The 23,344-nt window shown below is 69.4% G+C and carries 16 protein-coding genes and 1 pseudogene; 5 read left to right on the forward strand and 12 right to left on the reverse strand.

Annotated features, from left to right (window positions below; all coding sequences use genetic code 11):
• Positions 1 to 1,185 precede the first annotated feature (1,185 nt).
• Together ACQRWP_RS15870 and ACQRWP_RS15875 are read left to right on the forward strand one after the other, a co-directional pair.
• The gene (locus ACQRWP_RS15870; protein WP_430503007.1) at positions 1,186 to 1,746 is read left to right on the forward strand and encodes a hypothetical protein; all 561 of its coding nucleotides are present in this window, start codon (positions 1,186 to 1,188) and stop codon (positions 1,744 to 1,746) included.
• Between the two features lie 165 nt (positions 1,747 to 1,911).
• The gene (locus ACQRWP_RS15875) at positions 1,912 to 2,997 is read left to right on the forward strand and encodes a hypothetical protein (RefSeq protein ID WP_430503008.1); all 1,086 of its coding nucleotides are present in this window, start codon (positions 1,912 to 1,914) and stop codon (positions 2,995 to 2,997) included.
• Positions 2,998 to 3,057: 60 nt separating this feature from the next.
• On the opposite strand, the gene ACQRWP_RS15880 is transcribed toward ACQRWP_RS15875, so the two are convergent.
• Positions 3,058 to 3,945: a TetR/AcrR family transcriptional regulator C-terminal domain-containing protein gene (locus tag ACQRWP_RS15880; RefSeq protein ID WP_430503009.1), complete on the reverse strand. Its 888-nt coding sequence runs from the start codon at positions 3,943 to 3,945 to the stop codon at positions 3,058 to 3,060.
• Between the two features lie 181 nt (positions 3,946 to 4,126).
• Here ACQRWP_RS15880 and ACQRWP_RS15885 point away from each other — a divergent pair, with 181 nt between their 5' ends.
• Entirely contained in the window at positions 4,127 to 5,320 is a 1,194-nt protein-coding gene (locus ACQRWP_RS15885; protein ID WP_430503010.1) for a DUF418 domain-containing protein, read from the forward strand.
• Between the two features lie 147 nt (positions 5,321 to 5,467).
• On the opposite strand, the gene ACQRWP_RS15890 is transcribed toward ACQRWP_RS15885, so the two are convergent.
• From ACQRWP_RS15890 to ACQRWP_RS15920, 7 genes are all read right to left on the reverse strand, one after another.
• The gene (locus tag ACQRWP_RS15890) at positions 5,468 to 6,235 is read right to left on the reverse strand and encodes an SAM-dependent methyltransferase (protein WP_430503011.1); all 768 of its coding nucleotides are present in this window, start codon (positions 6,233 to 6,235) and stop codon (positions 5,468 to 5,470) included.
• A 270-nt stretch (positions 6,236 to 6,505) separates the two neighbouring features.
• The gene (locus ACQRWP_RS15895; RefSeq protein WP_430503012.1) at positions 6,506 to 8,053 is read right to left on the reverse strand and encodes a ricin-type beta-trefoil lectin domain protein; all 1,548 of its coding nucleotides are present in this window, start codon (positions 8,051 to 8,053) and stop codon (positions 6,506 to 6,508) included.
• A 331-nt stretch (positions 8,054 to 8,384) separates the two neighbouring features.
• The gene (locus ACQRWP_RS15900) at positions 8,385 to 10,280 is read right to left on the reverse strand and encodes a CocE/NonD family hydrolase (RefSeq protein ID WP_430503013.1); all 1,896 of its coding nucleotides are present in this window, start codon (positions 10,278 to 10,280) and stop codon (positions 8,385 to 8,387) included.
• A 127-nt stretch (positions 10,281 to 10,407) separates the two neighbouring features.
• Positions 10,408 to 10,980: a TlpA family protein disulfide reductase gene (locus tag ACQRWP_RS15905; protein ID WP_430503014.1), complete on the reverse strand. Its 573-nt coding sequence runs from the start codon at positions 10,978 to 10,980 to the stop codon at positions 10,408 to 10,410.
• Positions 10,977 to 11,411, reverse strand: coding sequence for a hypothetical protein (locus ACQRWP_RS15910; RefSeq protein ID WP_430503015.1), 435 nt, complete (start codon positions 11,409 to 11,411; stop codon positions 10,977 to 10,979). Before ACQRWP_RS15910 ends, ACQRWP_RS15905 begins: the two co-directional genes overlap by 4 nt.
• Positions 11,412 to 11,496: 85 nt before the next feature.
• Positions 11,497 to 13,542 (reverse strand): M6 family metalloprotease domain-containing protein, encoded by a 2,046-nt coding sequence (locus ACQRWP_RS15915; RefSeq protein ID WP_430503016.1) that lies wholly within the window; start codon positions 13,540 to 13,542, stop codon positions 11,497 to 11,499.
• A gap of 178 nt (positions 13,543 to 13,720) precedes the next feature.
• On the reverse strand, positions 13,721 to 14,638 hold the full coding sequence (locus ACQRWP_RS15920) for a dihydrodipicolinate synthase family protein (protein ID WP_430503017.1): 918 nt from the start codon (positions 14,636 to 14,638) through the stop codon (positions 13,721 to 13,723).
• Positions 14,639 to 14,887: 249 nt separating this feature from the next.
• Here ACQRWP_RS15920 and ACQRWP_RS15925 point away from each other — a divergent pair, with 249 nt between their 5' ends.
• Complete coding sequence (locus ACQRWP_RS15925) at positions 14,888 to 16,117, forward strand: PucR family transcriptional regulator (RefSeq protein ID WP_124853620.1); 1,230 nt, start codon at positions 14,888 to 14,890, stop codon at positions 16,115 to 16,117.
• Positions 16,118 to 16,188: 71 nt separating this feature from the next.
• Here ACQRWP_RS15925 and ACQRWP_RS15930 read toward each other — a convergent pair whose 3' ends face one another.
• The 4 genes from ACQRWP_RS15930 to ACQRWP_RS15945 all read right to left on the reverse strand — a co-directional run bounded on the left by ACQRWP_RS15930 (position 16,189) and on the right by ACQRWP_RS15945 (position 22,252).
• Complete coding sequence (locus tag ACQRWP_RS15930; protein WP_430503018.1) at positions 16,189 to 17,274, reverse strand: branched-chain amino acid aminotransferase; 1,086 nt, start codon at positions 17,272 to 17,274, stop codon at positions 16,189 to 16,191.
• A 193-nt stretch (positions 17,275 to 17,467) separates the two neighbouring features.
• A complete protein-coding gene (locus tag ACQRWP_RS15935; protein WP_430503019.1) occupies positions 17,468 to 18,739 on the reverse strand; it encodes a CehA/McbA family metallohydrolase in 1,272 nt (423 codons plus the stop codon).
• Positions 18,740 to 18,821: 82 nt separating this feature from the next.
• A complete protein-coding gene (locus ACQRWP_RS15940) occupies positions 18,822 to 19,286 on the reverse strand; it encodes a response regulator transcription factor (protein ID WP_430503020.1) in 465 nt (154 codons plus the stop codon).
• A gap of 92 nt (positions 19,287 to 19,378) precedes the next feature.
• Entirely contained in the window at positions 19,379 to 22,252 is a 2,874-nt protein-coding gene (locus tag ACQRWP_RS15945) for a BTAD domain-containing putative transcriptional regulator (protein ID WP_430503021.1), read from the reverse strand.
• Positions 22,253 to 22,461: 209 nt separating this feature from the next.
• On the opposite strand from ACQRWP_RS15945, the pseudogene ACQRWP_RS15950 reads away from it, so the two are divergent.
• Positions 22,462 to 23,294: pseudogene (locus ACQRWP_RS15950) on the forward strand (alpha/beta fold hydrolase).
• Positions 23,295 to 23,344: the final 50 nt, after the last annotated feature.

The raw sequence follows: 23,344 nt of genomic DNA on the forward strand, positions 1-23,344 counted from the left end.
TTGTATCCCCCTTCGTGGGGTACGCCCGTTGCGCCACGCGGGCGCCGTCGGATCAGCCGAGCGGGTCGGTGTGAGCCGCGTAAACGCCGGGGGGCCGGTACCGGATGGATCAGCGAGACGCGGGCGGGCGCGCTGGGGCTGACGGCTTCGTTGAACTGCGGGTGCACGGGGTATCCGCCACCGGCCCGGATGACCTCCTGGATCGACCGCATGTGCAGCAGGTGGCGGGTGACCGCAGAGGCGGCTTCTACCGGCCCCGGCCGGGAAACCACGAGGGCGGCAAGGCGGACGGAGTGACGCTGGAGGCCTACCGCTGGAACAATCTGCCCGCTGGCAACGCGGTGCGAACGCTGTCGATGGTGATCCTGTTGCCCTTCATGCTGATCAACCTCGCCATCTGGATGCGTCCGGCCGGAGCCGGCTCCGACCCGGTGATCAAGGCCCTGTGCCGGTTGTTGGCGCTCAGCCTGACCGGGATGTACGTGCTGAGCATGGTGGGGATCGCGCTGGATGTGATTGCGTGGAAGTGTATGTCCTCACCGGAGTGCCTGGCCGGACGCAGTTGGCTCTCCTGGCTCGGGGGGCGTCCGGCCGGACTGCGTCTGGCGGTGCTCGCGCTGGCGCCGGCTGCGGCCATCAGCCTGGTGTGGGGGCTCAGCGCTCGCCCGGCACTCCCGTCTCACGTCATCCGCGCGGCCGACCAGCCCTTTGCGGCGAACCGGCTCACCGCCGTCGGCCGGTGGGACAATGAGCCGCTGGTCGGTCGACTGCGCTCGATTCACGTCACGGCGGCGTTTGCCACGCTGGACCTCAGCCTGCTCGGTGCCCGGGCCGCGCAGGGTTTGTCGATCGGCACCGTCGCGCTGGCGGCAACTGCCGGACTCTTGCTGATCATGTGTGCGGTTCTGCTCTGCACCCCACCTCTGACCGCGCCCACGGAGTGGCGGCTCGACCGGTTGGTCAGCGTGCTGCGCACGATCACCCTCGGTCTGACCGTGCTGGTCTGGATCCACGTCCTGACCAGTTCGGCCCCCTGGCCGGAGCGGAACGGGCTGCCCGGCTACAACCTGACCGTCGTCGGGCTGTTCATCGGTCAGGCGGTGCTGCTGGCTGCCCTGGGGGTGGTGCTGTTCTGGCACGGGCGTCTTCGCCTACCGCACCCCCGGATTTCGCCGGTACGTCGGCGTGCTGTGGGACCTGGGCACCTTCTGGCCCAGAGCCGCGCACCCGTTCGCGCCACCGTGCTACGCCGAACGGGCCGTTCCCGAACTGACCTGCCGGATCACTCACCTCGTCGACTCCGGCAACGCGGTGGTGCTCACCGGACACAGCCACGGCTCCGTCCTGCTCGCCGCGACCGTGCTCCAACTGCCGCCACGGGTCACCGACCGGGTCGCACTGCTGACCCACGGTTCGCCCCTCCGACGGTTGTACGCCCGGCTCTTTCCCGCGTACGTCAGCGACGAGGTGATTCACGAGATCGCCAACCGGGTGGACTGGCGGTGGGTGAATCTGTGGCGAGACACCGATCCCATCGGCGGGCGCGTTTTTCCGCCGCAACAACCCGACGAGGCACCCGCGGCATCCGACCGAGAGGCGACGGTGGACCGACGGCTCCGAGACCCATCCGACGTCACAGCTCCGGCCGGCGACATCTTTCCGCCACCGATCAAAGGGCATCGGCCCTGCGAATCCGATGAGGCGTTCGATGAGGCGGTGCGTAATCTCGCCGACCACCTCCGCTGAGCATGCGGTTTACAGACTCGAGGCGCCCCCAATGTTCTTGCACTGCTCAAGAATTCGGCCACGAGTAGCGGACAGCCGACACCGCAGCGCGCGGTAGCCGACTGTGACCATGAGATCACTACGCGCACACTCCTCTCCGACATGTTCCCGTCGACTGGAGGACAGATGCGTCTCCGATCGTTCGTCACCGCAACACTGGCTGCCGTCCTGGCCGCCGGCGCACTCGCGCCGCCGACGCCGGCCGCGGCGGCCACCGCCGACCGCTGGGGCTTCGCGTACGTCAAGGATCCCACCGTGTCGGTCTGGACCGTGCTGGACACCAGCCGGCAGTGGGGTAGCTGGAAGACCGCGTTCCCCGCCGCCTGGGCCGACGGCATCAAGCTCGCACCCGGCCGGTTCCAGGTCCGCTTCCCGCAGATAGGTGCCAGCTCACGGGGTGTGCCGCACGTGACCCCGGTGAACCGGACCGGTCATTACTGCGAGGTGGTCCGCTGGTTCCAGTCCGGCGCCGACGAGATCGTCGACGTGCAGTGCCACAAGCCGGGCGGCACGCGCGATGACACCCCGTTCACCGTGCTCTGGACGACCAGCTCGGGCGTGCTACCGGCCGGCACCTCCCACGCGTACGTGCAGTGGAGTAGCGGCCTGGTGGCGCAGTCGTACAACTCCACGGGTGTGGCGAACACGGTCGGGCCGCTGGGCGTCGGGCAGTACCTGGTGCGGCTGCCCGGGGTGGGACTGGCCGGGTTGCTCGCCGGCAACGTGCAGGTCACCGCCGTGCAGCCGAACGCCGGTCCGCGTCGCTGCAAGGTCTACACCTGGAGCGCGGTCGGCAGCGGCGTGCAGGTGTACGTCTTCTGCTACGACCAGGCCGGCGCCTTCATCAACACCGATTTCGTCCTCTCGTACCACCGTCGGCGGCCGGTGATCGGCTCGCTCGGACCGCCGTCGCACTTCGGCTACCTGGGCACCGCCGTCGGCGGGCCGACCAACGACAACTCGGTGCTCGGTGTGGGTGCGAACACCGTGGTGCCGCTGGCACCCGCCGGCCGCTACCTGGCGACCTTCCCGCAGGTCGGCATCAAGGAGACACACGCGCAGGTGGTGGCGCAGGGCACTGGCAGCAACTACTGCCACCTCACCCAACCCTGGACGTACACCACCAACGCCGACGTTGACGTCATCTGCTTCGACAACACCGGCGCAGTCACCCCGCACCGCTTCCTGGCCACCTTCACCTCCCGACTCTGACGCCGCACCGCGCCGCGCCGGCGGTCTCCATTGCCGCCGGCCCGGTAAAGGCCCCTGACGTCATCGCAGGAGCGGGGCGAGGCCATCGAGGAGGCGCTGGAGGCCGAACTCGAAGAGCGTGTCCAGGCTCCAGACCATGTCGTCGGCGGTGATGAAGCGGGCCATCAGCGGGAGCCGCCCGTCGGCCAGGACCGCGCCGATCCGTTCTCCGTGGGCCGCATTCCACTGGGTGTCGGTCAGGCCGCTGTCCTGCTCGGCCTGCGCCTCCTCGGCCAGGTTCACCGCCGTGCCGCGCACGTAGTTGGCCACCGTCACCGCCGCCGTGAACTGTGCGTTCAGGTCGAGCCCGCGTCCGTCGAGGGCCCGCATCGCCCACTCGGTGTGGGCCATGGCGTGCGGGGCCGGCAGTGGCCGGGTGAAGGAGAGTGCCTGGGCCAGCCAGGTGTGCCGACGGTACATCGCCCACTGCAACTGGGCGACGGCCTCCAGGCAGACCCGCCAGCCGTCGCGGTCCGGGGTGAGGGTCGGGGGCGGGTTGTCGGCCATGACCTTGTCGATCATGAACAGCATTAGCTCTTCCCGGTCGGCCACGTACCGGTAGATCGCCATCGTCGGAATGCCGAGCTGGCCGGCGAGCCGGCGCATCGACAGACCGTGCAGCCCCTCGGCGTCGGCGATGGCCACGGCGGCGGCGACCACCTGCTCGCGGTCGGGGTCGGGTGCTCTACCCGCACCGGCCGTGGCGACCACGGTGCCGACGCCCCGCATGGGCTCAACGAGACCCCGTTCGCGCAGGGTTGCCAGGACCTTCGTCGCGGTCGCCATCGCGATCCCGTACTCGGCCATGAGCTGCCGGGTCGACGGGATCCTCGCCCCGGGCGCGAGCTCGCCCGACGCGATCCGGTCCGCGAGATCGGCGGCGATCCGGCGGTACGGCGGTTCCTCCACAGCAGCCTCCCGTGCACTAGTGCAGTCACGGTACCCCGTGGACGAATACGGGGGACAGCCTCACTATTACCGGGCGCTAGTGCACTCATACGCTGTACGGCATGACTGATTTCGTTCCTCTGAAGTCGCTACTCAGGACCTACGACGGCCCAGTGCTCGTCGCCTCTCGAGGAGCGATGTCATGAGTCTGCTCCGACCTGGCCAGCCGGGCCCTGCCCCGGATGTGGCCGCGCAGAACATCGACGGCGCCCGGATCAACGTCGTGGACGCGTTGCGCGGGATTGCGCTGCTGCTCATCCTGCTGGCCAATGTGTGGTACTTCAGCTCCGGATTTGCGTTCCAACTGGTCAGCGATCCGGCGTACGGCGCGCTCGACCGGCTGGTCGCAGGTGCGGTTGAACTGCTGTTCGCGATGAAGGCGTACCTGCTGTTCTCATTCCTGTTCGGCTACAGCTTCACACTGCAACTCGACTCGGCGGCCCGGCGTGGGGCGGCCTTCGGCCGGCCGTTCCTGCGCCGGCTGTCCGGGTTGTTCGTGCTCGGGGCGCTACACGCGGTGCTGCTGTACCACGGCGACATCCTCACCACGTACGCGTTGCTCGGTCTCGTGCTGCTCGCCGTTCGGCGGATCGAGCCGCGCCGCGCCCTGGCTGCAGCGGCGATCATCGTGGGCGTTACCGCGTTCGTGGTCGGTCTGGCCGCGGTTCTTGGTGCCGCGGTGGTCCCGGACCAGGCCGCCGCGGTCACCGCCGGTGCGCGTTCGACGGAGGCCCTACGCGGCGGGTTCGGTGATGTCGTCCTGGAGCACCTGCGCTCGTTGCCGGCGATGCTCGGCGCACTTGCCGTGCAAGGACCGTTGGCCTTCGCCGCGTTCCTCGTCGGTCTAGCCGCTGGCAAGCACCGGATGCTCGCCACCGCGCACGCCCACGAGGACTTGCTGCGCCGATGCGAGCGGGTCGGCTATCCGGTTGGTCTGGCCGGCGCCACCGTGTTCGCGATCGGCGGCGGCACGGCGAACATGACCGGACTGATGGTCAGCATCGTCACCGCGCCGTTCCTCGCGGCGGCCTACGCCGCGACTCTGCTGCGTCTGTTCACACGGCGTCCGCGCGTCGCGGACGCGTTGGCGCCTGCGGGACGCATGGCGCTGACGAACTATCTGGGCCAGTCGCTCGTCTGCGTGCTCGTCTTCACCGGCATCGGGCTGGGGCTGGCCGGCCACACCTCACCGGCGCAGACGCTGCTCATCGCACTGACGATCTTTGTGGTCCAGGTGGCTGCCAGTTACTGGTGGATGCGGCGGTTCCGGTACGGCCCGTTCGAATGGGCGTTGCGCGCCTGGACCCACGGCAGGCGACCCGCCATGCGACGGTAGGCCCGAAACTCACAACCAGCTGCGCGCAGCGGGACGGCGACCATCATCGACCGGCCGGCTGCGCTGCGGCGTCCAGGCGTGCGACCGTCACGTCGGCTCTACGGCCGCAGGCAGGATGTCGGCCTATATCCAGGGTGACGCAGCTAGTCAGGAGCGCTGGGCGATGACGCGGGTAAAGCCGAGGTGACGGCCGGTGTCGGCTCGCAGCATTCGCACTTCCCGGGGAACGAGCTTGCGGGCGGTCTCGTCGTCGGTCGTCTCCAGGACGGCTTCGCTCCAGACCAGCCAGTCGCGCCACCCGTCCTCCAGGAAGTCGGCGCGCACGTGATCGACGACGCCGCTGCGGCTCCACAACTGTTTCCACCAGACCGGTGTGTGGAAGGTCCAGAAATCCGGTTCCCAGTGCGGCTTGAGGTGCTCCGGTAGCCCGTCGTCAAGCTCCGCGGTCAGCCCAGGCACAACGATGCCGATGTGACCGCCGGGAGCCAGGAAACGGCTCAGGTAGGGCAGGTATCGCTCGTCCGTGCCGAAGTAGTGGTAGGCGTCGACGCTGACGATGGCGTCGAAGTAGCCGTCGGCGAACGGCAGGTCATGTGCCTCGGCCAGCAGCGGCGTGACGAGCCCTGCTTGACCCGCGGCGTCGATCCTGCGCCAGTTCTCGGTGGGCTTGATCCAGAGATCGGCGGCAACGACCTGGACGTCGAACTCCTTCGCCAGGAAGATCGAGGTGATGGCCCTGCCGCATCCAAGGTCGAGCACACGGGCGCCAGGCTCAAGGCGAAGCTCGGAGCACAGCCATTCGAGCAGCCAGAGTGCGCTCGGGCCCATCCAGTTCTCGATCATCCAATGGGGGTCGTAGCCGGCACTCCTCGGGAACCGTGGCCGGTTCAGCCGCTGCCTCAGATCGACGGTCATAGGGCAGGGTGGCACCCCCGGCCCGAGACGTCGATCGATTTGACGGTCCGAGAAACTGCGCCAGCTTCGGTACGACGAGAACAACCTCCGGACGGCCTGACCGCGATCAGCAACGGCGTTCCCGGCGGGAAGACCGCACCGGCCGGCACCACTCGAACTCCAGCACCTGAGAAGCGGGCCCAACTTGATCGTGGTGCCGGCGGTTTACACCGTGCCGCTGGTACTGGCGGTCGCCGCCGAGCAGCCGCTAGCCACTGTCTCGTGAAACGGTCAGCCTTGGCGCCACTTCTGGTTGGCGGTGCCAGCGCAGTCCCAGATGATCAGACGCGCGCCGTCGTTGCCGTTCCAGCCGTCGATGTCGACGCACTTGTTGGCCTGCGGATTCACCAGGTCGCCGGCCGCCGACAGGACGAACTGCTGAGCGCCGGTGCCGTTGCAGGACCAGAGCTGAACGACCGCCCCGTTGGCGGTGGACCCGCCGGAGACGTCCATGCACTTGTTGTTCTGGGACCGCAACGCCCCGCCACTGAACGTCCAGGCCTGGGCGGCAGTGCCATTGCATACCCAGGTCTGCAGCGGTACTCCTTCGGAGAAGTTGGACGACGGCACGTCAATACACTTGTTGTTCCAGTTACTGATCAAGCGGGTGTTCCCGCCACCGCCGGTGGTGATCAGACTGAGTCCATAGGTGCTGAGGATCTCGTTGACCGGCTGGAACCACATCGTGGCACCGGAACTGCAGTTACCGGACCCGCCCGAGGTCACACCCTGCGCCTGGTTCCCCGAGATCCACGAGCCGCCGGAGTCCCCGGGCTCGGCGCAGGCGTTGCTGCGACTCAGGCCGGAGACGGCGCCCTGGGCATAGTTGATCGTCTCGTTGCGGCCCAGAATCGTGCCGCAGCGCCAGCCGGTCGTACGGCCGGACCGGCACACCGAGCTGCCGACCGCGGCGTCCTGCGAACCCGCCACTGTCACATTGCCGCCGGAGTAGTTGTTGACCCACGGCTGAGGTGTCCAGGAACTGTTGGTACGGATCCACGAGTAGTCGTTGCCGGGGAAGGAGGAGCCGGCGAAGCTGCCCTGTGCGACGTTGTTGTAGCCGAGGGTGGGGCTACCGACGCCGCCACAGTGTCCGGCGCTGACGAAGCCGCCGACGACCGCGAAGCCGACCGAGCAGAGTGTGTTGCCGTTGATGACGTACTGGTCGCCACCGCGGACGTCGTACAGGGGCCGGGGTGCTTCGGGGGTCTCGACGACGGCGATGGCGTCGACGGCGACGTCGCTCTCCCGGGCGAACGCTCTGGCGGCCGGCTCGCCGCCGGGCTGCACCCGCACGACGACGCGGTTGGCCTGGACGTCGATGTACCAGCCGTGGACGCTCCTGCCGGCCTTGGCGCCGTGTCTGTCGAGCGCCGTCAGCGTAGCGTTGAGCTGCTTCTCGCTGCGGGAGACGACGCTGACGTCCGCGCCCTGCGCGCGTACCACGGTGATGGCGGAGGTGTCGGTGACCGCGACGGTCAGGCGATCGCCGCCCTCCGGGATCCAGGCGCCGGCGAACGACGAACCGAGCCTCTCGCGCAGCCGCCGCTCGACAGCCGGCGCGACGGCCTCGACCCGTACCCGCTTGACGATCTGGGCGTCGGTGAGGTGCAGATCCCGCCGCATGGCGGCGACCATCGCGGGATCCATGTCCAGGGTGGGCGAAGCGGTCGGCGCGTCCGGAGCCGGACCCCGGTCGGCGAAGCCCACGGTCGGCGTGAGTCCGAGCGTGGCGAGCACCACAGCGGCGATGCCGAACATCCTCGGTAGACGGTTCATAGCGATTCCTTCCAGCTCCCGGCCGCGGGTCGACTGCGGACCGGCGGTGGCGGAGGAGGTATCGGACGGCGCAGAGAGCGCTCTCTCACGTGAAGAGTGTGACCGAGGCATAAATCTATGTCAATGCAATGACCGTGTCGCCAACCATCGCCGCATTGGGCCGGACCGCAGAGGGCCTCTGCTGGGCGTTCGCGCCGGCGCGGGTCCTCCCATTGGCGGCCGAGATTCAATGACGACCGAACGGCCCGGCGATCGTCGGCCCTCCGCGGAGGGTTGATCGCCGGGCCGCCCCGGTGACGAGCCGCGCCGGGGCGGCCCGCCGATCAGCCGGTCAGAGGCCGGCGGCGTGCGCGGCGGCGGTGCCGCCGACCACAGGTAGGACGATGTTGCTGCTCTTCAGCGCGACCTGCAGGTTCGCGGCGGTGGTGTCCGCCTGGCTGGAGTACTGCGGGTAGCTGGCCACGATGATCACGCCGATCCGGTGGCCGGGCTTGAAGACATAGTCCTCGGGCAGCAGCGGGAAGCTGAAGTTGTACGACTCCCCCTGCACCAGCGGCACGGCGACGCGGATCGACTGCCGGTTCTGGGCGTCCATGATGCCCTTGGTGACCAGCTCGTAGTCGGCCGTGGCCACCCGCTTCGCCGTCTGCTTGTAGCAGCCGTCGTCGGTCGGGCTGCTCTGGCCCCAGCAGTCCTCCGTGGTCAGGGTGATGATCCCCTCGCCGGAGGCCCGGTGCGCGACCCGCTCGTCGGTGCCGTAGTCGACCAGGATCGCCCCGAGGTTGGTGTCGGTCTGGTCGGCGGAGGCCCGCAGTTGCACGGTGGGTGTGCCGGAGATGTGCAGCGGCGCGGTGAGTGGCGCGGAGAGGAAGGCCAGCCGGTTGGGCTGCACCACGTCCGGGTTGAGGATCATGCTGTTCTGGCTCTGCGTGCGGCTGTCCTGGAACGCGCCGGTCGCCGGCTTCGCGGTCGGCACCAGCCCGAGACCGCCCGCGCCGGTGGTGCCGGGCTGGAGGAACACCTCCGTGTCGGCCTTGCCGGGGATCGGCCAGTCGGCGTGGGTCTCCCACACGTCGGCGGATCGCTCCAGGTCCACCCGCGGCTCATCCATGATGCCGTTGGCGACGTTCTGCAGCCAGAAGTCGAACCACCGGTGCAGCGTCGACACCCACACCGCGCGGCGCGAGTCGAACGGGTCGACGTGGCCCTCCTGCGACAGCCACAGCTTGCGCGGCACGTTGTTCTCCGCCAGGGCGTACCAGAACTTGCTGAAGTGGTCCGGTCGGACGTTGTCGTCGTTGAGGCCGTGGTAGAGCAGCACGCTTGCGGTGACGTTGGGGACCTTCTTGACGTAGCTGCGCTCGTTCCAGAAGGCCGTGTAGTCGCCGTGCTCGTCGCCGTCGGCGGCGCCTATCGCGTCGCGCACCGGCTTGCAGTACTCCCGGCGCTCGGGGTTGGTGACCGTGTTGGCCAGCGACGCCACGTAGCTGTTGCCACGGGTGACCACGCCGTTGCTGCGCACGTAGTCGTAGTACTCGGTCGGTCCGCTGATGGGCACGACAGTGGTCAGGCCCTTCACACCGGTCACCGCAGTGGCCATGGCCAGCGAGCCGTCGTACGACTTGCCGATCATCCCCGTCTTGCCGTTGTGCCAGTCCGCCTTGACGACCTCGCCGGCAGCGTTGCGGGCGGTGGCCCGGCCGTTGAGCCAGTTGATGGCCTGCTTGGCGCTCAGGTTGTCCTGGTTGGCGTTGGTGGTCGGGCAGCCGGTGGAGTTGTTGGTGCCGACCATGTCCAGCAGGATGACCGCGTAGCCGCGCGGCACGAAGTAGTTGTCGTAGAACAGCGGCCACTTGTCGAGCAGCCCGTCGCCGTCGAGGTCCGCCTTGCATTCGGACTCGTTGCCTCGGCAGACCGTCGAGTAGTAGGGGCTGGCGTCCATCACCACGGGGGCCTTGAGCCCCTGCGCGGTGGCCGCCGGCCGCATCAGGTCGAACGCGATGATGTCGCGCAGACCGTCGTTGTCGCTGTCGAAGGTGGAGTCGATGAACAGGCGTTCCCGGATGGCGTCGGCGTAGCCGAACACCGGCTGGGTGACGCCGTCCTGGACGACGATCGACGGCGGGCTGTCCGCCGCCAGCGCCTGCGGCGCCGCGCCGAGGGCGGCGAGCACAGTCGCGGACAGTACGGCCACGCCTGTGCGCCAGCGCGTTCCCACTGTAGGCATGCAGTCTCCTTGATGTGTCCGAGGCTGCGTACGCTACGAGCCGGTGGCCTGCGCCACCACCTGCACGTGTAGGAACTTCGTCGGGTGTGGTTCGACGCGGGCCGCACCGAGGGCCTGCGCGACGGGACTACCGCTGGTCGGCCAGCACCAGCTCCCGCAGCCGCCGGTCGAGTGTCGGGGCGTCCAGCCCACCCGGCCAGCCGCGGAGCAGGGCGCCACCCTTGGCCACCAGCACGACGGCCGGCGGCTCCCGCACCGCGTACGACCGCCAGATCGTTTGCTGGTCGTCCAGGACGACCGGGTACTCCACCCGGTGAGCGCGGAGGTAGTCCTGGACCTCGTCGGCCTGGTCCGCGCCGGCCACGCCGACGAAGACCACCCGGTCCCGATAGCTACGGGCCAGCTCGCTGAGGGCCGCCTGGCTGCTGGCGCAGGTGGTGCACCAGGAGCTGAAGAAGGTGAGCACGACGGGACGCTGCGCCCACAGCTCGGCGGCGGCGAACGGTGTGCCGTCGGTCAGCGCGCCGGTGAACGCCGGGGCGGCCGGGGCGGTGCCGGGTGCCGGGCGCAACGCCAGGTCGGCGGGGACCGGCCCGGGCAGCGCCGCCGCCCCTCCGGCGGGCGCGGGCGCGGGCTCGGGCGTGCTGCATCCGCCCAGCAGCGCCGCCGCCAGCAACAGCGGCAGGAGCGCCCGCCTCATGACGGGACCACCGCCACCAGCGCCGGGCCCTCGCTGCTGTCCGGCGTCAGGTCGAGCGCCGGGCGGCCGTCCACCTCCAGCCGATAGGAGGTCCGCTGCGGCACGCGCACTCCGACGGCGAACTCGCAGTAGGTGGGCAGGCGCTCGACCCCCAGATCCTCGGCGAAGGCAGCCACCGCGGTCCCCGCCGGCAGCTGCCCGCTGGCCAGCGCCGCCCCGTCCGGGTCGAGCACGCGGAACGGCGCCCGGTTGTGGAAGTGCTGGTACGGACCGGTGCCGGCGCAGTCAACGCCGGCGGCCCGGATGTTGATGTCGCGAACCAGGACCCGGACGGTCGTCGGATCGACCGCCTCCTGGGCGGCTCCGACGGCGCCGCAGCCGGTCGCGCCGGCCAGCAGCAGGGGCAGCAGAGTCGTGATGCTTCGCCGCACGTCATCCTCCTTCCGTCCGCCCGCCGGGTCCGTGGCGGCCTGCCACCGCGGACCCGGCAGGAACGGGGTCAACCTCGGACGCCGGTCAGGACCTCTCGACCCGGCATTGCTTGGTCACCGTCTTCGTCGGGTCGCTCTCCGAGGTCGCGGTGAGCTTCACGAAACCGGTGTCCGCGGCGGCGGCGGTGGCACCCACCGACACCTTGACCGTGGTGGCCTTGCCGAACTGAGCGGTGGCGAGCTGGTTGGGCAGCCAGGTCCGCCAGCCCTTGCCGGCCACCTCCGCCGACAGGCGGTAGACGTCCGACTTCAGGTACGCGCTGACGTTCTCCGGGTGCTGCTGCCCGCCGGCCGAGTACGAACCGGTGTTGGTCAGCTCGAACGAGCAGGTCACCCCGCGGTTGGTCGGCTTGCCGCCGCCGCTCACCTCGCCCTTGCCCAGCAGCACACCGTGACTGCTCGGCCCGCCGGTGCCGTCGAGCGAACGCACCGCCACGGTGTAGGAGAGCGAGCCGGCCGAGTCCCGCTTGAGGTCGATGATGTAGAAGTGCAGCCGGTTGGCCTCGTCGACGTACTCGTACTGGCTGCCGGTGTCCGCGCCGGCGTGGAACAGCGCGTCGGAGAGCTGCCGGTAGTCACCCATGGTGATCTTCTGCGGGGTGCCGTCCGGCCGGTAGAAGTCGATCATGTCGATGTCCTGCGGGTTGGCGTCCACCACCCACTGGAACGGCGCGCTGTCGGCGTTCTTCGTCTTGCTGAGCAGCACGCCGCTGTCCGGGGTGAAGGAGTCCGCGCCCATCCGGTCGACGACCTCGACGGTGTAGTTGTTGAAACTGCCACCGTCGCACAACGGGTCGGTGGTGACACCACACGTCGGCGACAGGTCCTTGTTCAGCGCGATGTTCACCCCGCTCAGGCCCTTCTGGCCGGCGTCGACCGCCCGGGCCGTGACCTGCGCGACCACCAGGCCCGATGAGGCCAGCGACTCCCGCGACAGCCGCAGCACGTGCTCCTCACCGAGCAGGCCGATCTTGAGCTTGTCCCGCACGGTGTGCAGCGAGCCCATCGAGCCGCCGTTGGTCGGCGGGATCTGCCAGCGCGTGTGCGGACCGCCCGGGCCGTTGAACGACCCGCGCGACATCATGCTCCAGATCCCGGTGTACGCCCTGCGCAGCGGCTCGCCGTACGGGTTGTTGTAGTTGTCGCCGATGCCCAGCAGATGGGTCAACTCGTGGGCGTAGACGCCCATGCCGGAGCTCTCCCCCTGCGTCGAGGAACCGCCGCCGGCGTTCGGCCACAGTGTCGCCGCCGCCTTCCACGAGGTCCAGTCCACATAGCGGGTCATCGCCCAGTTCGGCAGGTTGGGGTCCGGCGGGCCCCAGGCGTCCGGCACGTCCTCCTTGTTCTGGAAGATCATCTGCCCGAACTCCTGCCAGGTCGACGACTCGTCCTGGCCGGCGCTGAGGATGAACACCAGCTCGTACTGGTTGGCGACCTCCTCGCCGACGGCCGCCCGCCAGGCCCCCAGGCCGTCGGTGCGGATGTTCTTGCCGCACACGTCCCCACTCGGGCAGGCACCCGGGTTGAACCCGTTGTCCAGCCCGTACTGGTAGGACTTGGCCGGCATCTGGTACGGCCCGAACCCGGTGAGGTCGACGCCGTAGCGACCGTTGGAATCCTGCATCCAGTACTCGTGCAGGGTGTGGCCCTTGTTGAGGGTGTTCGGAGTGTTCAGGAAGTCCTGGTAGAACTTCGGCACGTCCGCCCGGGGAATGTTGGTCGCGACGGACTGGGGGTTGCCGAAGACCGTCGAGCGGGCCCGCTGGGAGACCGCGAACGTCTCGTCAGGATAGTCGAGCGCCACCAGGGCGATCTTGAAGTTGCGGACCGAGCCGGACACGCTCGGGTCGGCCCAGTTCTTGCCGGGCACGGCCTTGTAGTCGTTCCAGGTCATCGTGTCCGGGTTCTGCCAGGCCTGCGGGTCGAGGACCTGGAACGGCGCGGTGCCGCCGGCCGGGTTGGCCGGGGCGGCGGCGGCCTGCGCCGCCCCGGTCGCCACGAGCGTGGTCACCACGGCTGCGGCCAGCACGGCCCGCCTCAGCCGGGTTCGGTGGGGGGTAGCACGGTGCACGGAACCACCTCTCGTCGGAGGGAACACGGCGCTGGCGTCCCGGTGGGGGTGTCGCGGAACACCTGTCAGCAAGCCGCGCAGCGAATCTAGGAGTACGGGCCGGTGCCGGTCACTGTGCAGATGTCGGCAGGTGGGCCGGCGACTTCCGACACCTGAATGACCGGTGCCCGCCGGCGGATCAGCCAGGGCCGGCCCCGAAAGCCGGATCGGCCGTTGCCGCGAGGGCCCGCAGCACGTCGCGGCGCACCCGGTCGGCGGCAGCCCCGGACAGGGGTCCACGCGGTGGGCGGCACCGCCCACCGAACCGGCCGGCGCACTCCATGGCGAGCTTGACGGCCTGCACGGCTTCCGGCCGGGAGGCCCAGCCGAGGATCGGGTGCAGCTCGGCGTAGAGCGGCAGCGCCCGGCCCAGGTCGCGGGCGACGCACAGCTCGTACAGGCGCATGGCCTGGTGGGGCAGCGCGTTGGGCAGGGTGGCGACCCATCCGGTGGCGCCGCACAGCACCAGTTCGAGTACCACGTCGTCGGCGCCGACCAGCACGTCGATGTGCGGGCAGAGGTCCCGCAGGCGATGCAACCTGCGTACGTCGCCGGTGACCTCCTTGACCGCGACGATCCCGTCGATCTCGGCGACGGTCGCCAGCAGGTCCGGCGTGAGGTCCAACCGGGTGTCGTACGGGTCGTTGTGGGCGACCACCGGCAGGCCGACCGCCGCCACCTCCCGGTAGTGGGCGACCACGTCGGCGGCGCGGGCGGCAGGCCCGTCGGGTGGCCGCGCCAGCACGCCGTGGGCGCCGGCCTCGGCGGCCTGCTCCGCCCAGCGGCGGGCCTGCCTGCTGCCGTGGCCGCCGACGCCGGGCACCACCGCGCAGCCGGACGGCGCGGCCTGCACCGTGGCCCTCACCACGGCGGCCCGCTCGTCATCGGAGAGGGCCCGGTACTCCCCCATCGACGCGCACGGCGCTACCCCGTGGCACCCCTCGGTGGCGAGCCAACGGACGTGTTCCTGGAGCTTGTCGAAGTCGACCGACAGGTCGGCGCGAAACGGCGTGGTGATGGCGACCAGCACGCCCCGCCAGGGCCTACCAGTTCCCACTCGGCAATCCCCTCCCCACCGGCGCCGCCCGTCATCCCACCGTGCGCGGCGGCGCTGGTGCGGTCCGTACCGGAACCCTAGGAACGTCTGTCGCCCCCGGTCTTCGGACAGATGCCGGAACCGTCGCGACGCCGCCCGTCTTTTTGTCGTGACTTCGACAGTGGACCTTGCGCGATGACCCACCGGCACCGGAGGGTAAGGACTGGCGGTCGCGCGATCCCTGTCACGCAGCGCATCCATGGGAGTTATATGCACGGTGAGCTCCAGCGAATCGTCGACGCCGTCGCCGCCCGGGTGGGACGACCCGCCCTCATCGAGGACCGGCGACAGCGGGTGGTCGCCTACAGCGAGCACGACGGCCCGATGGACGACGTCCGCCGGACGTCGATCCTGCGCCGGCAGACGACGCCGGAGGTGATCGCCTGGTTCCGGGGCATGGGGGTGCTCACGGCGCACGCGCCCATCCGCACCCCCGCGTGCGCCGAGCTGGACCTGCTGGCCAGGGTCTGCGTGCCGATCCGGCACGACGACCTGCTGCTCGGGTTCGTCTGGTTCATCGACGCGGACGGTTCGATGACCGACGCCGACATCGCCACCGCGACCGGCCCCTTCACCGACCTGTCGTTGGCCCTGTACCGGGAGAATTTGCTCGGTGAGCTCGCCTCACAGCGGGAGACCGAGGCCACCCGCACCCTGCTGGTCGAGAGCCGGCAGGCCCGCGAGCACGCGGCGCGGGCGCTGCTGGAGGAGGGCGTGGTGGTCGCCGACGGGTCGACCGTCGCGCTCGTCGCCCAGCTCGTGCCGGCCGCCGGGCGGCAGCCCGACGAGGTGGCCCGGATCGCCCTGGAACAGGCCCTGGTCACCACCCGCCGGTGGATCGGCGTGCGGGAGACGCTGCACCTGGTCTGGCACGACCACGGGGTACTGCTGGTCTGCGGCGACCGGGTCGCCGGCCGACCCTCGCCGGAAGCCTCCGCCGGGCACCTCAACGACGCGCTGGGCACCGCGACCCGCGGCCTGGCCTCGGTGGACCGGACGGTGACCGGGATCGGTCAGCCTCGCGCCGGGCTGTCCAGCGCGGTGGAGTCCTACCAGGAGGCCGCGCAGGCCGCCCGGGTCGGTACGCAACTGCCCGCGCTGGGCGGAGTGGTCTCCTGGGCCGGCCTGGGCATCTACCGGGTGCTGTCACAACTGGACAGCCAGCACCTCGACGTCGCGGGCGTCCATCCCGGGCTGGAGCGGCTGCTGCGCGACGATGCCCACCAGGTGCTGCTGGAGACCCTGGAGGCCTACCTCGACCTGGCGGGCAACGCGCACGCGACCGCCGAGAAGCTCCGACTGCACCGGACGACCCTCTACTACCGGCTGCAACGGGTGGAACAGCTCGCCGGGACCGACCTCAAGGACGGCAACGAACGCCTGTGCCTGCACCTGGCCATGAAGCTCGGCCGGCTCTCCGGCCATTACCGCACGCCGTGACGCCGCCGCCCGGCCGTGGTGCCATTGCGGACAGCAGCGGCTGATGTGGGCGGCCGAGGAGACGGTCCTCGTCACACGAGGCGGGTCATCCAGCCGTACGGGTCGGCGGCCCGGCCGTACTGGATGTCGAGCAGATGGCGGCGCAGCCGCATGGTCACCGAGTCCTCGGCGCCGGCCTTCGGGGCCGTCACCTCGCCGCCCTCCCAGACCAGGCGCCCGACCGGGGTGACCACCGCGCCGGTGCCACACGCGAAGACCTCGGTGATCGCGCCGGAGGCCACGCCCTCCTGCCATTCCCGGATCTCCACCGGGCGCTCCTCGACCTCCAGGCCGAGATCCTTGGCAAGGATGAGGATCGACCCTCGGGTGACGCCCTCGAGGATCGTGCCGAGTTCCGGGGTGATGATCCGGCCGTCGGCCGTGATGAAGTAGAGGTTCATTCCGCCGAGTTCCTCCACGTACCGGCCCTCGGCGGCGTCCAGGAAACAGACCTGCTCACAGCCGTGCTCGGCGGCCTCGACCATCGGCGCCAGGCTGGAGGCATAGTTGCCGCCGCACTTCGCCTCGCCCGTGCCGCCCCGCGCCGCCCGGGTGTACTCGGTGGAGAGCCAGATGGAGACCGGCCTGACGCCGCCGGAGAAGTACGCGCCGACTGGGCAGGCGATCACCATGTAGGTGATCTCCTTCGCCGGGCGGACCCCCAGGAACGGCTCGGACGCGAACATGAACGGCCGCAGGTAGACGCTGTATTCGTCCTCGTCCGGCACCCACACCTGATCGGCACGGACCAGCCCCTCGACCGAGGCCATGAAGTCCGGAACCGGCAGTTCGGGCAGTGCCAGCCGCCGGGCGGACCGGGCGAAGCGCTCGCCGTTTGCCTGCGGCCGGAACGACCAGATCGAGCCGTCGCGGTGCCGGTACGCCTTCATCCCCTCGAAGATCTCCTGGGCGTAGTGCAGGACGGCCGCCGCCGGGTGCATGAGGATCGGACCGAAGGGGATGATCTCGGAGTCCTGCCAGCCGCCGTCCGGCCTCCACACCGCCCGTGCCATGTGATCGGTGAAGTACGTGCCGAAACCCGGATTCGCCATGATCTCGGCTCGCCGCTGCGCGCTCGCCGGGCTCGGATTCTGGTGCAACGGGAACGACAGGCTCATCGCCGGGTCCTCTCAATGGCCGCATCCCTGGGCGCTCAGGTCACCGAGAACGAACACGCAGGGAAAGGTTGTCGGATGACCGGTGCAGAATACCGACCGTATTGTCGCCGGTCGTGGACAGACTGCGGCGACCCGGCACTGCCGGCCAGCCGCCTGCGGCTGGCCGGCAGTGCCGGGACCGACGCCTCGAAGGTCAGGGCCGGAGCCACCAGGGGCTGGTGTAGGCCACCGCGAAGTCGTTACACGGGTGGCCGGCTGGGCCGGGGGTGCCATTGGGCAGGGACGGGTCGGAGATCCGGAGCACCACCCAGTCGCCGTCGGTGACGTTGAGCGGCACGGTGAAGTCGGTGACCTGACCGTTGACGGTGTCGATGACGTCGACGACGGTCGGCGCCGAGGTGCCGGGACGGAGGACCTGGATCCGCAGGGGCTTGCCGTCCCAGGCCGAGCCGCGGTCCAGATCCAGCAGGAACCGGACGTCGCCGGAGGTCACGTTCAGCACGCCACCCATGCGTACGCCGTTGGCGGTGGCGTCCACTCGTAGGCCCGAGACGCGCGTGGCGAAGGAACGGCGGGCGGCCATCGCCTCGAACACCGCGGCGCGGGTGTTCTCGGCGACCCACAGGCCGCTGCGGCCCTTACCCTCGTGGAATCCCCAGCTGGTGCCGTGCTCGTCGGTGACGCCGGTCAGAGCCGGCCGCCAGCCGGCGTTCAGGCAGGCCACCAGCGGTGACGCCGTACCCGACGACCAGCCCTCGAAGAGGAAGTCGTCGGTCCGGTTGAACATCTCCAGCCCCACGAGCTGATCGCGGGCCGAGGCGTTGAAGGAGAAGTTGTTGAACCGGCCCGCCTCCCGACCGGGGTGATTGAAGCTCGCCAGGCCCCCGGGCCGGCCGGCGAGCCAGTTGTACAGGCTGCCGGGGCTGCCGGCCCGCAGCAGGTCGGCGAAGTCGGAGGTGTTCCAGACGTTGATGTGCCCCTGCAACGGATGCGACCACTCGAACCCGCGGATCGCGGTGAACTGGCCCGGGTCGTTGGCCGCGTTGGCCAGATCACCGGTGGTCCGCCACTCGGACGAGCTGAGCCCATCGATGGCGAAGAGGGTGGCGTGATCGGTCAGCGCGGCGACGTCCAGGCCGGCCTCGCGCATCGAGGCGAACGCGGCCTCGGCGCTGCCGTCGCCGTCCGACATGACCGTGTGGTTGTGCATGTCGGTGTGGACCAACATCGTGCCCTGGGTGATCAGGGACGACCGGCCGGCGCCGACCGCCGCGGTCGGGGCGCCGGCCATCGTCGTGTTGGCCGCCCTGGCGGCGGTCGGTAGCGCGGCCAGCATCAGCGTCCCGCCGGCACCGGCCAGCAGCGCCCGTCGGCCGAAGCCCGCGGGGATTTCAACCTGGCCGTACGGCACGTTGTCGTCGGATCCGTGGTCATGATGGCAGTGGTGTGGGTGATCTGCAGTCATAGCTATATGGATGTAGATAGATCTGACTGCGACGTCAAGCCGAGTCGTCGGTCAGGCGAACACTGCGGTACGCGTGGTGTTGCTAGGTGAGGGTTGGTCGCCGGACCAGGTCGGGCGCGGCAAGCGCGTCTCGTCTCGCCAGCTCTCTGCGCGAGGTGATGCCGAGCTTGCGGAAGATCTTGCGCAGGTGATAGTCCACAGTGCTCGGGCTGATGAACAGTTGTGCCGCCACCTCGCGGTTGGAGGCGCCGTTCGAGACCCGCCGCGCGATGTCCCGCTCCTGGCTGGTCAGGCAGCAGTTCTGGGCGAAGTGGTTGGTCGTGTCGTGGCCGGCCAGCCTGCTGCGCAGTTCGCGGCGGGATGCGACGCCCAGCCGGTGAAACACTCCGCGTAGGTGATGTTTGACGGTATGGGTGCTGATGACCAGATTCGTCGCGACCTCGACGTTTGTGGAACCTGCCGCCACCAGCAGAGCGATCTGTTCCTGTCGTGGGGTCAGTACCGCCCGGGGAAGGACTCGGGCAGGCTCGGCTACGGCGCAGTGCATGGTGCTCCTCGGGCGAGGGTTCGGGGTCTCGACGACCATCCGATCGCACCGTCGTGCACGACGAGTGCAGACTGAGTGCTCGCCCTACCCGCCTACGAGGCGCCCCTCATCAAGCTCAGCCGGGCCCGGACATACGCGACGATGGTCCGGTACACCTCGGCTTCCTCAATGCCGGAGAACTCGATGAGTTCCCGGAAGCCGTTGTCGGCGATCAGGCTCTCGAACTGCTGGCACCCCCGTTCCGCGCGCACCAGGTCGCCTAGATCGAATGCGGCCCGCGCGAGGATCGCCGCGACGGCACATCGGGGACCGTTCGACTCACAGACACCTTCCGTCAATCCCCACTCCGACACCTTCGCCGCTCGTTCGAGCCGGCCGAGTTTCCAGGAGGACTCGGCGATGAGCTGTGCGTAGTAGATCTTCAAATGATCGAGGTGCTGCGCCACCGCAATGGCCAGCCCTTCGTCCGCGACCCGTGTGCCAGCCTCGATCCGATCGGACCCCAGGAGCGCTCTCGTGAGTGTCAGCAGCGAGACGGCGAGCAGCTCCTGGTGCCCCGTCTGGCGGGCAAGAATCACCGAGCGTTCACCGTGCGCGTCGGCGGCGTCGTGGTCGCCACGCGACATCGACAGCACGGCGAGGTTTCGCAGGACGTCGGCCTGTCCGGCGAGTTCGCCGGCGCCTTCGAAGATGAACAAGGCTCGACGGAGATATTCGTCGGCCTGTGGCAGCGGTGCGAAGACCTCACCGATGGTACGGAGAAGCTCGGCCTCCATCAGCGGCTCACCGAGCACGCCGACCACGTCGAGGATCGCGAGTGCGGTCTGTGTCCGGCCTGCGGGTATGGAGTTGCTGCCCGGTGCTGAGGCGGCGAGGACCATGGCCGCCGCATCGTGCCCCAGGCCGCGTGCGAGGGCCAGATCGATCGTCGCCCACAACGCGGCCCGTTCCCGCGCATACCAGGCGGCAGCCTGTGGCACGCTGTCGAACGATTCAGGCGTCACATCCGACGGTGGTTCGCTGACGGTGCCGGCCGGCTGCCGGTGGTGCCGCGCATAAGCGGCGCGCGCAGAGTGCAGGTAATGCATGACGAGACGCCGCTCATACTCCGGCCGCTCGTGATCTTCGTCGAGAAGCTCAAGCGCGTAGGCCCGCAACAGGTCGTGCAGAACGTAGCGCCCGGCCTGGGACAGGTCGAGCAGATTCGCGGTCACCAGTTCCATGAGCTGTGCGCGCGCCTGTGCGCGACCGACGCCGGCGACACTGGCCACCGACTCCAGCGAGACCCCTGGACCCGGATGGACGGCGAGGGCACGAAACACTCGCGCCGTTGACGGATTGAGGGCCCGGTAAGACCACGAAAACACCGATCGGACATCGTCGGACGAGTCCGCGCTGGACAGCGCGTCGAGCCTGGCGGATGGCGCCGAGACGTCGCTGGCGACAGCGCTCAATGGCAGGGCCGGATTGAGGGCCACCCGGGCCGCGACTATCGCCAGTGCGAGCGGCAGTCCGGCACAGAGCGCGATGACCCTGTCCAACGCGTCCGGGTTCGCGGTGGCGCGAAGGGCGCCGAGGCGGTTGATCAGAAGCTGGCGGGACTCGGCCCCGGTCAGCCGATCGACTTGCAGGTAACGTGCGCCCTCCCGGGTGACCAGGCTCGTCATCCGGTTGCGGCTCGTCACGATGACCAGACAGCCCCGGGAGGCTGGCAGTAACGGGCGGACCTGATCGGAGTCGCGCGCGTTGTCCAGGAGAATCAGCAGGCGACGACCGAACAGGCGACTGCGGTAACGAGCCGCCTGCGCGTCGACGTTCTCCTTCGGTGACGAGACCGCCTGCTCGCCCAGGGACGCGAGCAACGTGGCGAGCGCCTCCTCCGCTGGCATGACGCGCCCGTCCGGATCGAGACCCCTCAGGTTCAGGAACAACTGGCCATCGGGGAACTCGCTGGCGATCTGGTGGGCCCAGTGCACGGCGAGCGCGGTCTTGCCGATGCCACCCATGCCGCCGAGCACGGTGATAACGATGGTCGCATCGGTCAATGCGTCAGACAACTGGTCGTCGAGCACGGCGGCCACGTCGTTTCGGCGGACGAAGCCCGCGACCTGCGGCGGCAGCTGTGCGGGCCGGGGAGCCTCCGGCGGGCGCAGTTCCTCCTGCAGGGTCCAGCCGCCGGCGAGCAGTTCCCGATACGCCTCCCGCAGTTCCGGCCCCGGATCCACCCCCAGTTCCTCGGCGAGACGTTGACGGGTCCGCTCGAAGACCCGGACCGCTTCCGCCCGGTGACCGGTGGCCACGTACGCGCGCATCAGGCACGCCTGTAGCGCCTCATCCAGCGGCGCTGCGGCGGCAACGCTCAGGAGCGGGGTCAGTGCGGTACCGGCCATGCCGTGGGCGATCGCGGCTTCGCTGGCCGCGAGCGCCACCGCGACGCGCTCCCGTTCGATGGCGACGAACTCCGGCGAACCCAACGCACTGGTCGGAAGGTCGGTGAACGCAGGGCTGCGGCCAAGCTCCAGAGCGGTCAGGTACTCCCGTACGCCGGCCACGACGTCCTCGCTAGCGAGCGCCTCGCGGGCCCGCCGGACCAACTCGCGATACATGGCCAGATCGGAGGCCTCGGTCGCGAGGGTCAGCCGGTAGCCCGTACCGGCCGGTAGGAGGTACCGACCGGTTTCGCGGACGTCCAGGTCCGGTTCGAGGATCCGCCGGAGGTTCCCGACGTGGCGGTGGATCTGGTTGGCGGCGCTGGCCGGCGGCTGTTCGTCCCACAGGCTGTCGACGATGTTGTCGAGGCTGACCGCGTCACCCCCGGCGGCGAGGAGCTTGGCCAGGATGATCCGCTGGCGGACCGGACCGAGATCGACGTCCGAGCCGTCCCGTCGGCAGCCAAGACCGCCGAAGACCTTGAACTCGCAGTGGGACGGCGGCCCGTCCGGCAGCCTGCGGTCGGGCGTCGTCACGATTGACATCCTAGAGATGGAGGGGCAGCGGCTTCGCCTTTCGGCCCAGCCTGGGGTTTGCCCCGGGTCCCCCGCATCGCCCACTTCGCGTTGTCCGTCGAGTCCGTCGACAAACACGGGGACTACGTGATTCGGGTGATTCGGGAAACGCGCTGTATCCATACCTTTGGCAAGGTTCCCAGCGCGGAACGCAAGCCCAAGGAGTGCGCATGCCCCATGTCACAGTTGGCTCAGAGGGGGCCAACCCGATCGAAATCTATTACGAGATCACGGCGCCGGTACGCCGGTGGTACTCAGTCACGGCTACCCGCTGAGCGGGCAGGCCTGGGAGAAGCAGGTCTCCGCCCTGCTCGCAGCCGGGTACCGGGTCATCACGTATGACCGGCGGGGTTGGGGCAATTCCAGCCAGCCCGCCAGTGGATACGACTACGACACGTTCGCGAGTGATGTGAACGTGCTGCTCACGGAACTGGACGTACGCGACGCCATCCTCGTGGGTCACTCGATGGGAACCGGCGACGTTGCCCGGTACTTGGGTCGTTACGGCACCGAGCGGATCGCGAAGGCCGTTCTGATGTCGCCGATCCCGCCGTTCCTCCTGCGGACCGACGACAACCCTGAAGGCGCACCGCAGTCGTTGTTCGATGGGTTCATCCAGGCCGCGCGGGCGGACCGGAACGCGTGGCTCAAGCAGTTCCTGGAGAATTTCTACAACCTCGACGTCTACGGTGGCTCACTCGTCAGCGACGAGGCGTTCCAGGCCAGCCTGAGCGTGGCTGTCGCCGGATCTCCGCTCGCCGCGGTGGCCTGCATCCCGACCTGGCTCACCGATTTCCGTGACGACCTTTCCAAGATTGACGTTCCGGTACTCGTGATCCAGGGCGACCAGGATCGGGTCCTACCCATCGGTGTGACCGGCCAGCGGGTGTCCGCCTTCGTCGGGGATTCGCGGTTGCTCGTCATCGAGGGCGGGCCGCATGCCATTGCCTGGACCCACAGCGATCAGGTCAATGCCGCCCTGCTCGACTTCTTGCAGCAGTGAAAGGAAACACCGTGAAATTGTCCTTCCGGCGGCGCCTCATTCCTGTAGGC

The sequence above is a fragment of the Micromonospora trifolii genome, assembly GCF_050516465.1.
Classification (GTDB): domain Bacteria; phylum Actinomycetota; class Actinomycetes; order Mycobacteriales; family Micromonosporaceae; genus Micromonospora; species Micromonospora trifolii.

What these genes read in the sequence shown, in the direction of transcription:
- ACQRWP_RS15890 (WP_430503011.1), bottom strand. Translation starts at nt 6,235, where the DNA reads ATGACCGTCGATCTGAGGCAGCGGCTGAACCGGCCACGGTTCCCGAGG.
- ACQRWP_RS15930 (WP_430503018.1), bottom strand. Translation starts at nt 17,274, where the DNA reads ATGAGCCTGTCGTTCCCGTTGCACCAGAATCCGAGCCCGGCGAGCGCG.
- ACQRWP_RS15875 (WP_430503008.1), top strand. Translation starts at nt 1,912, where the DNA reads ATGCGTCTCCGATCGTTCGTCACCGCAACACTGGCTGCCGTCCTGGCC.
- ACQRWP_RS15925 (WP_124853620.1), top strand. Translation starts at nt 14,888, where the DNA reads ATGCACGGTGAGCTCCAGCGAATCGTCGACGCCGTCGCCGCCCGGGTG.
- ACQRWP_RS15935 (WP_430503019.1), bottom strand. Translation starts at nt 18,739, where the DNA reads ATGACTGCAGATCACCCACACCACTGCCATCATGACCACGGATCCGAC.
- ACQRWP_RS15895 (WP_430503012.1), bottom strand. Translation starts at nt 8,053, where the DNA reads ATGAACCGTCTACCGAGGATGTTCGGCATCGCCGCTGTGGTGCTCGCC.
- ACQRWP_RS15885 (WP_430503010.1), top strand. Translation starts at nt 4,127, where the DNA reads ATGAGTCTGCTCCGACCTGGCCAGCCGGGCCCTGCCCCGGATGTGGCC.
- ACQRWP_RS15900 (WP_430503013.1), bottom strand. Translation starts at nt 10,280, where the DNA reads ATGCCTACAGTGGGAACGCGCTGGCGCACAGGCGTGGCCGTACTGTCC.
- ACQRWP_RS15940 (WP_430503020.1), bottom strand. Translation starts at nt 19,286, where the DNA reads ATGCACTGCGCCGTAGCCGAGCCTGCCCGAGTCCTTCCCCGGGCGGTA.
- ACQRWP_RS15905 (WP_430503014.1), bottom strand. Translation starts at nt 10,980, where the DNA reads ATGAGGCGGGCGCTCCTGCCGCTGTTGCTGGCGGCGGCGCTGCTGGGC.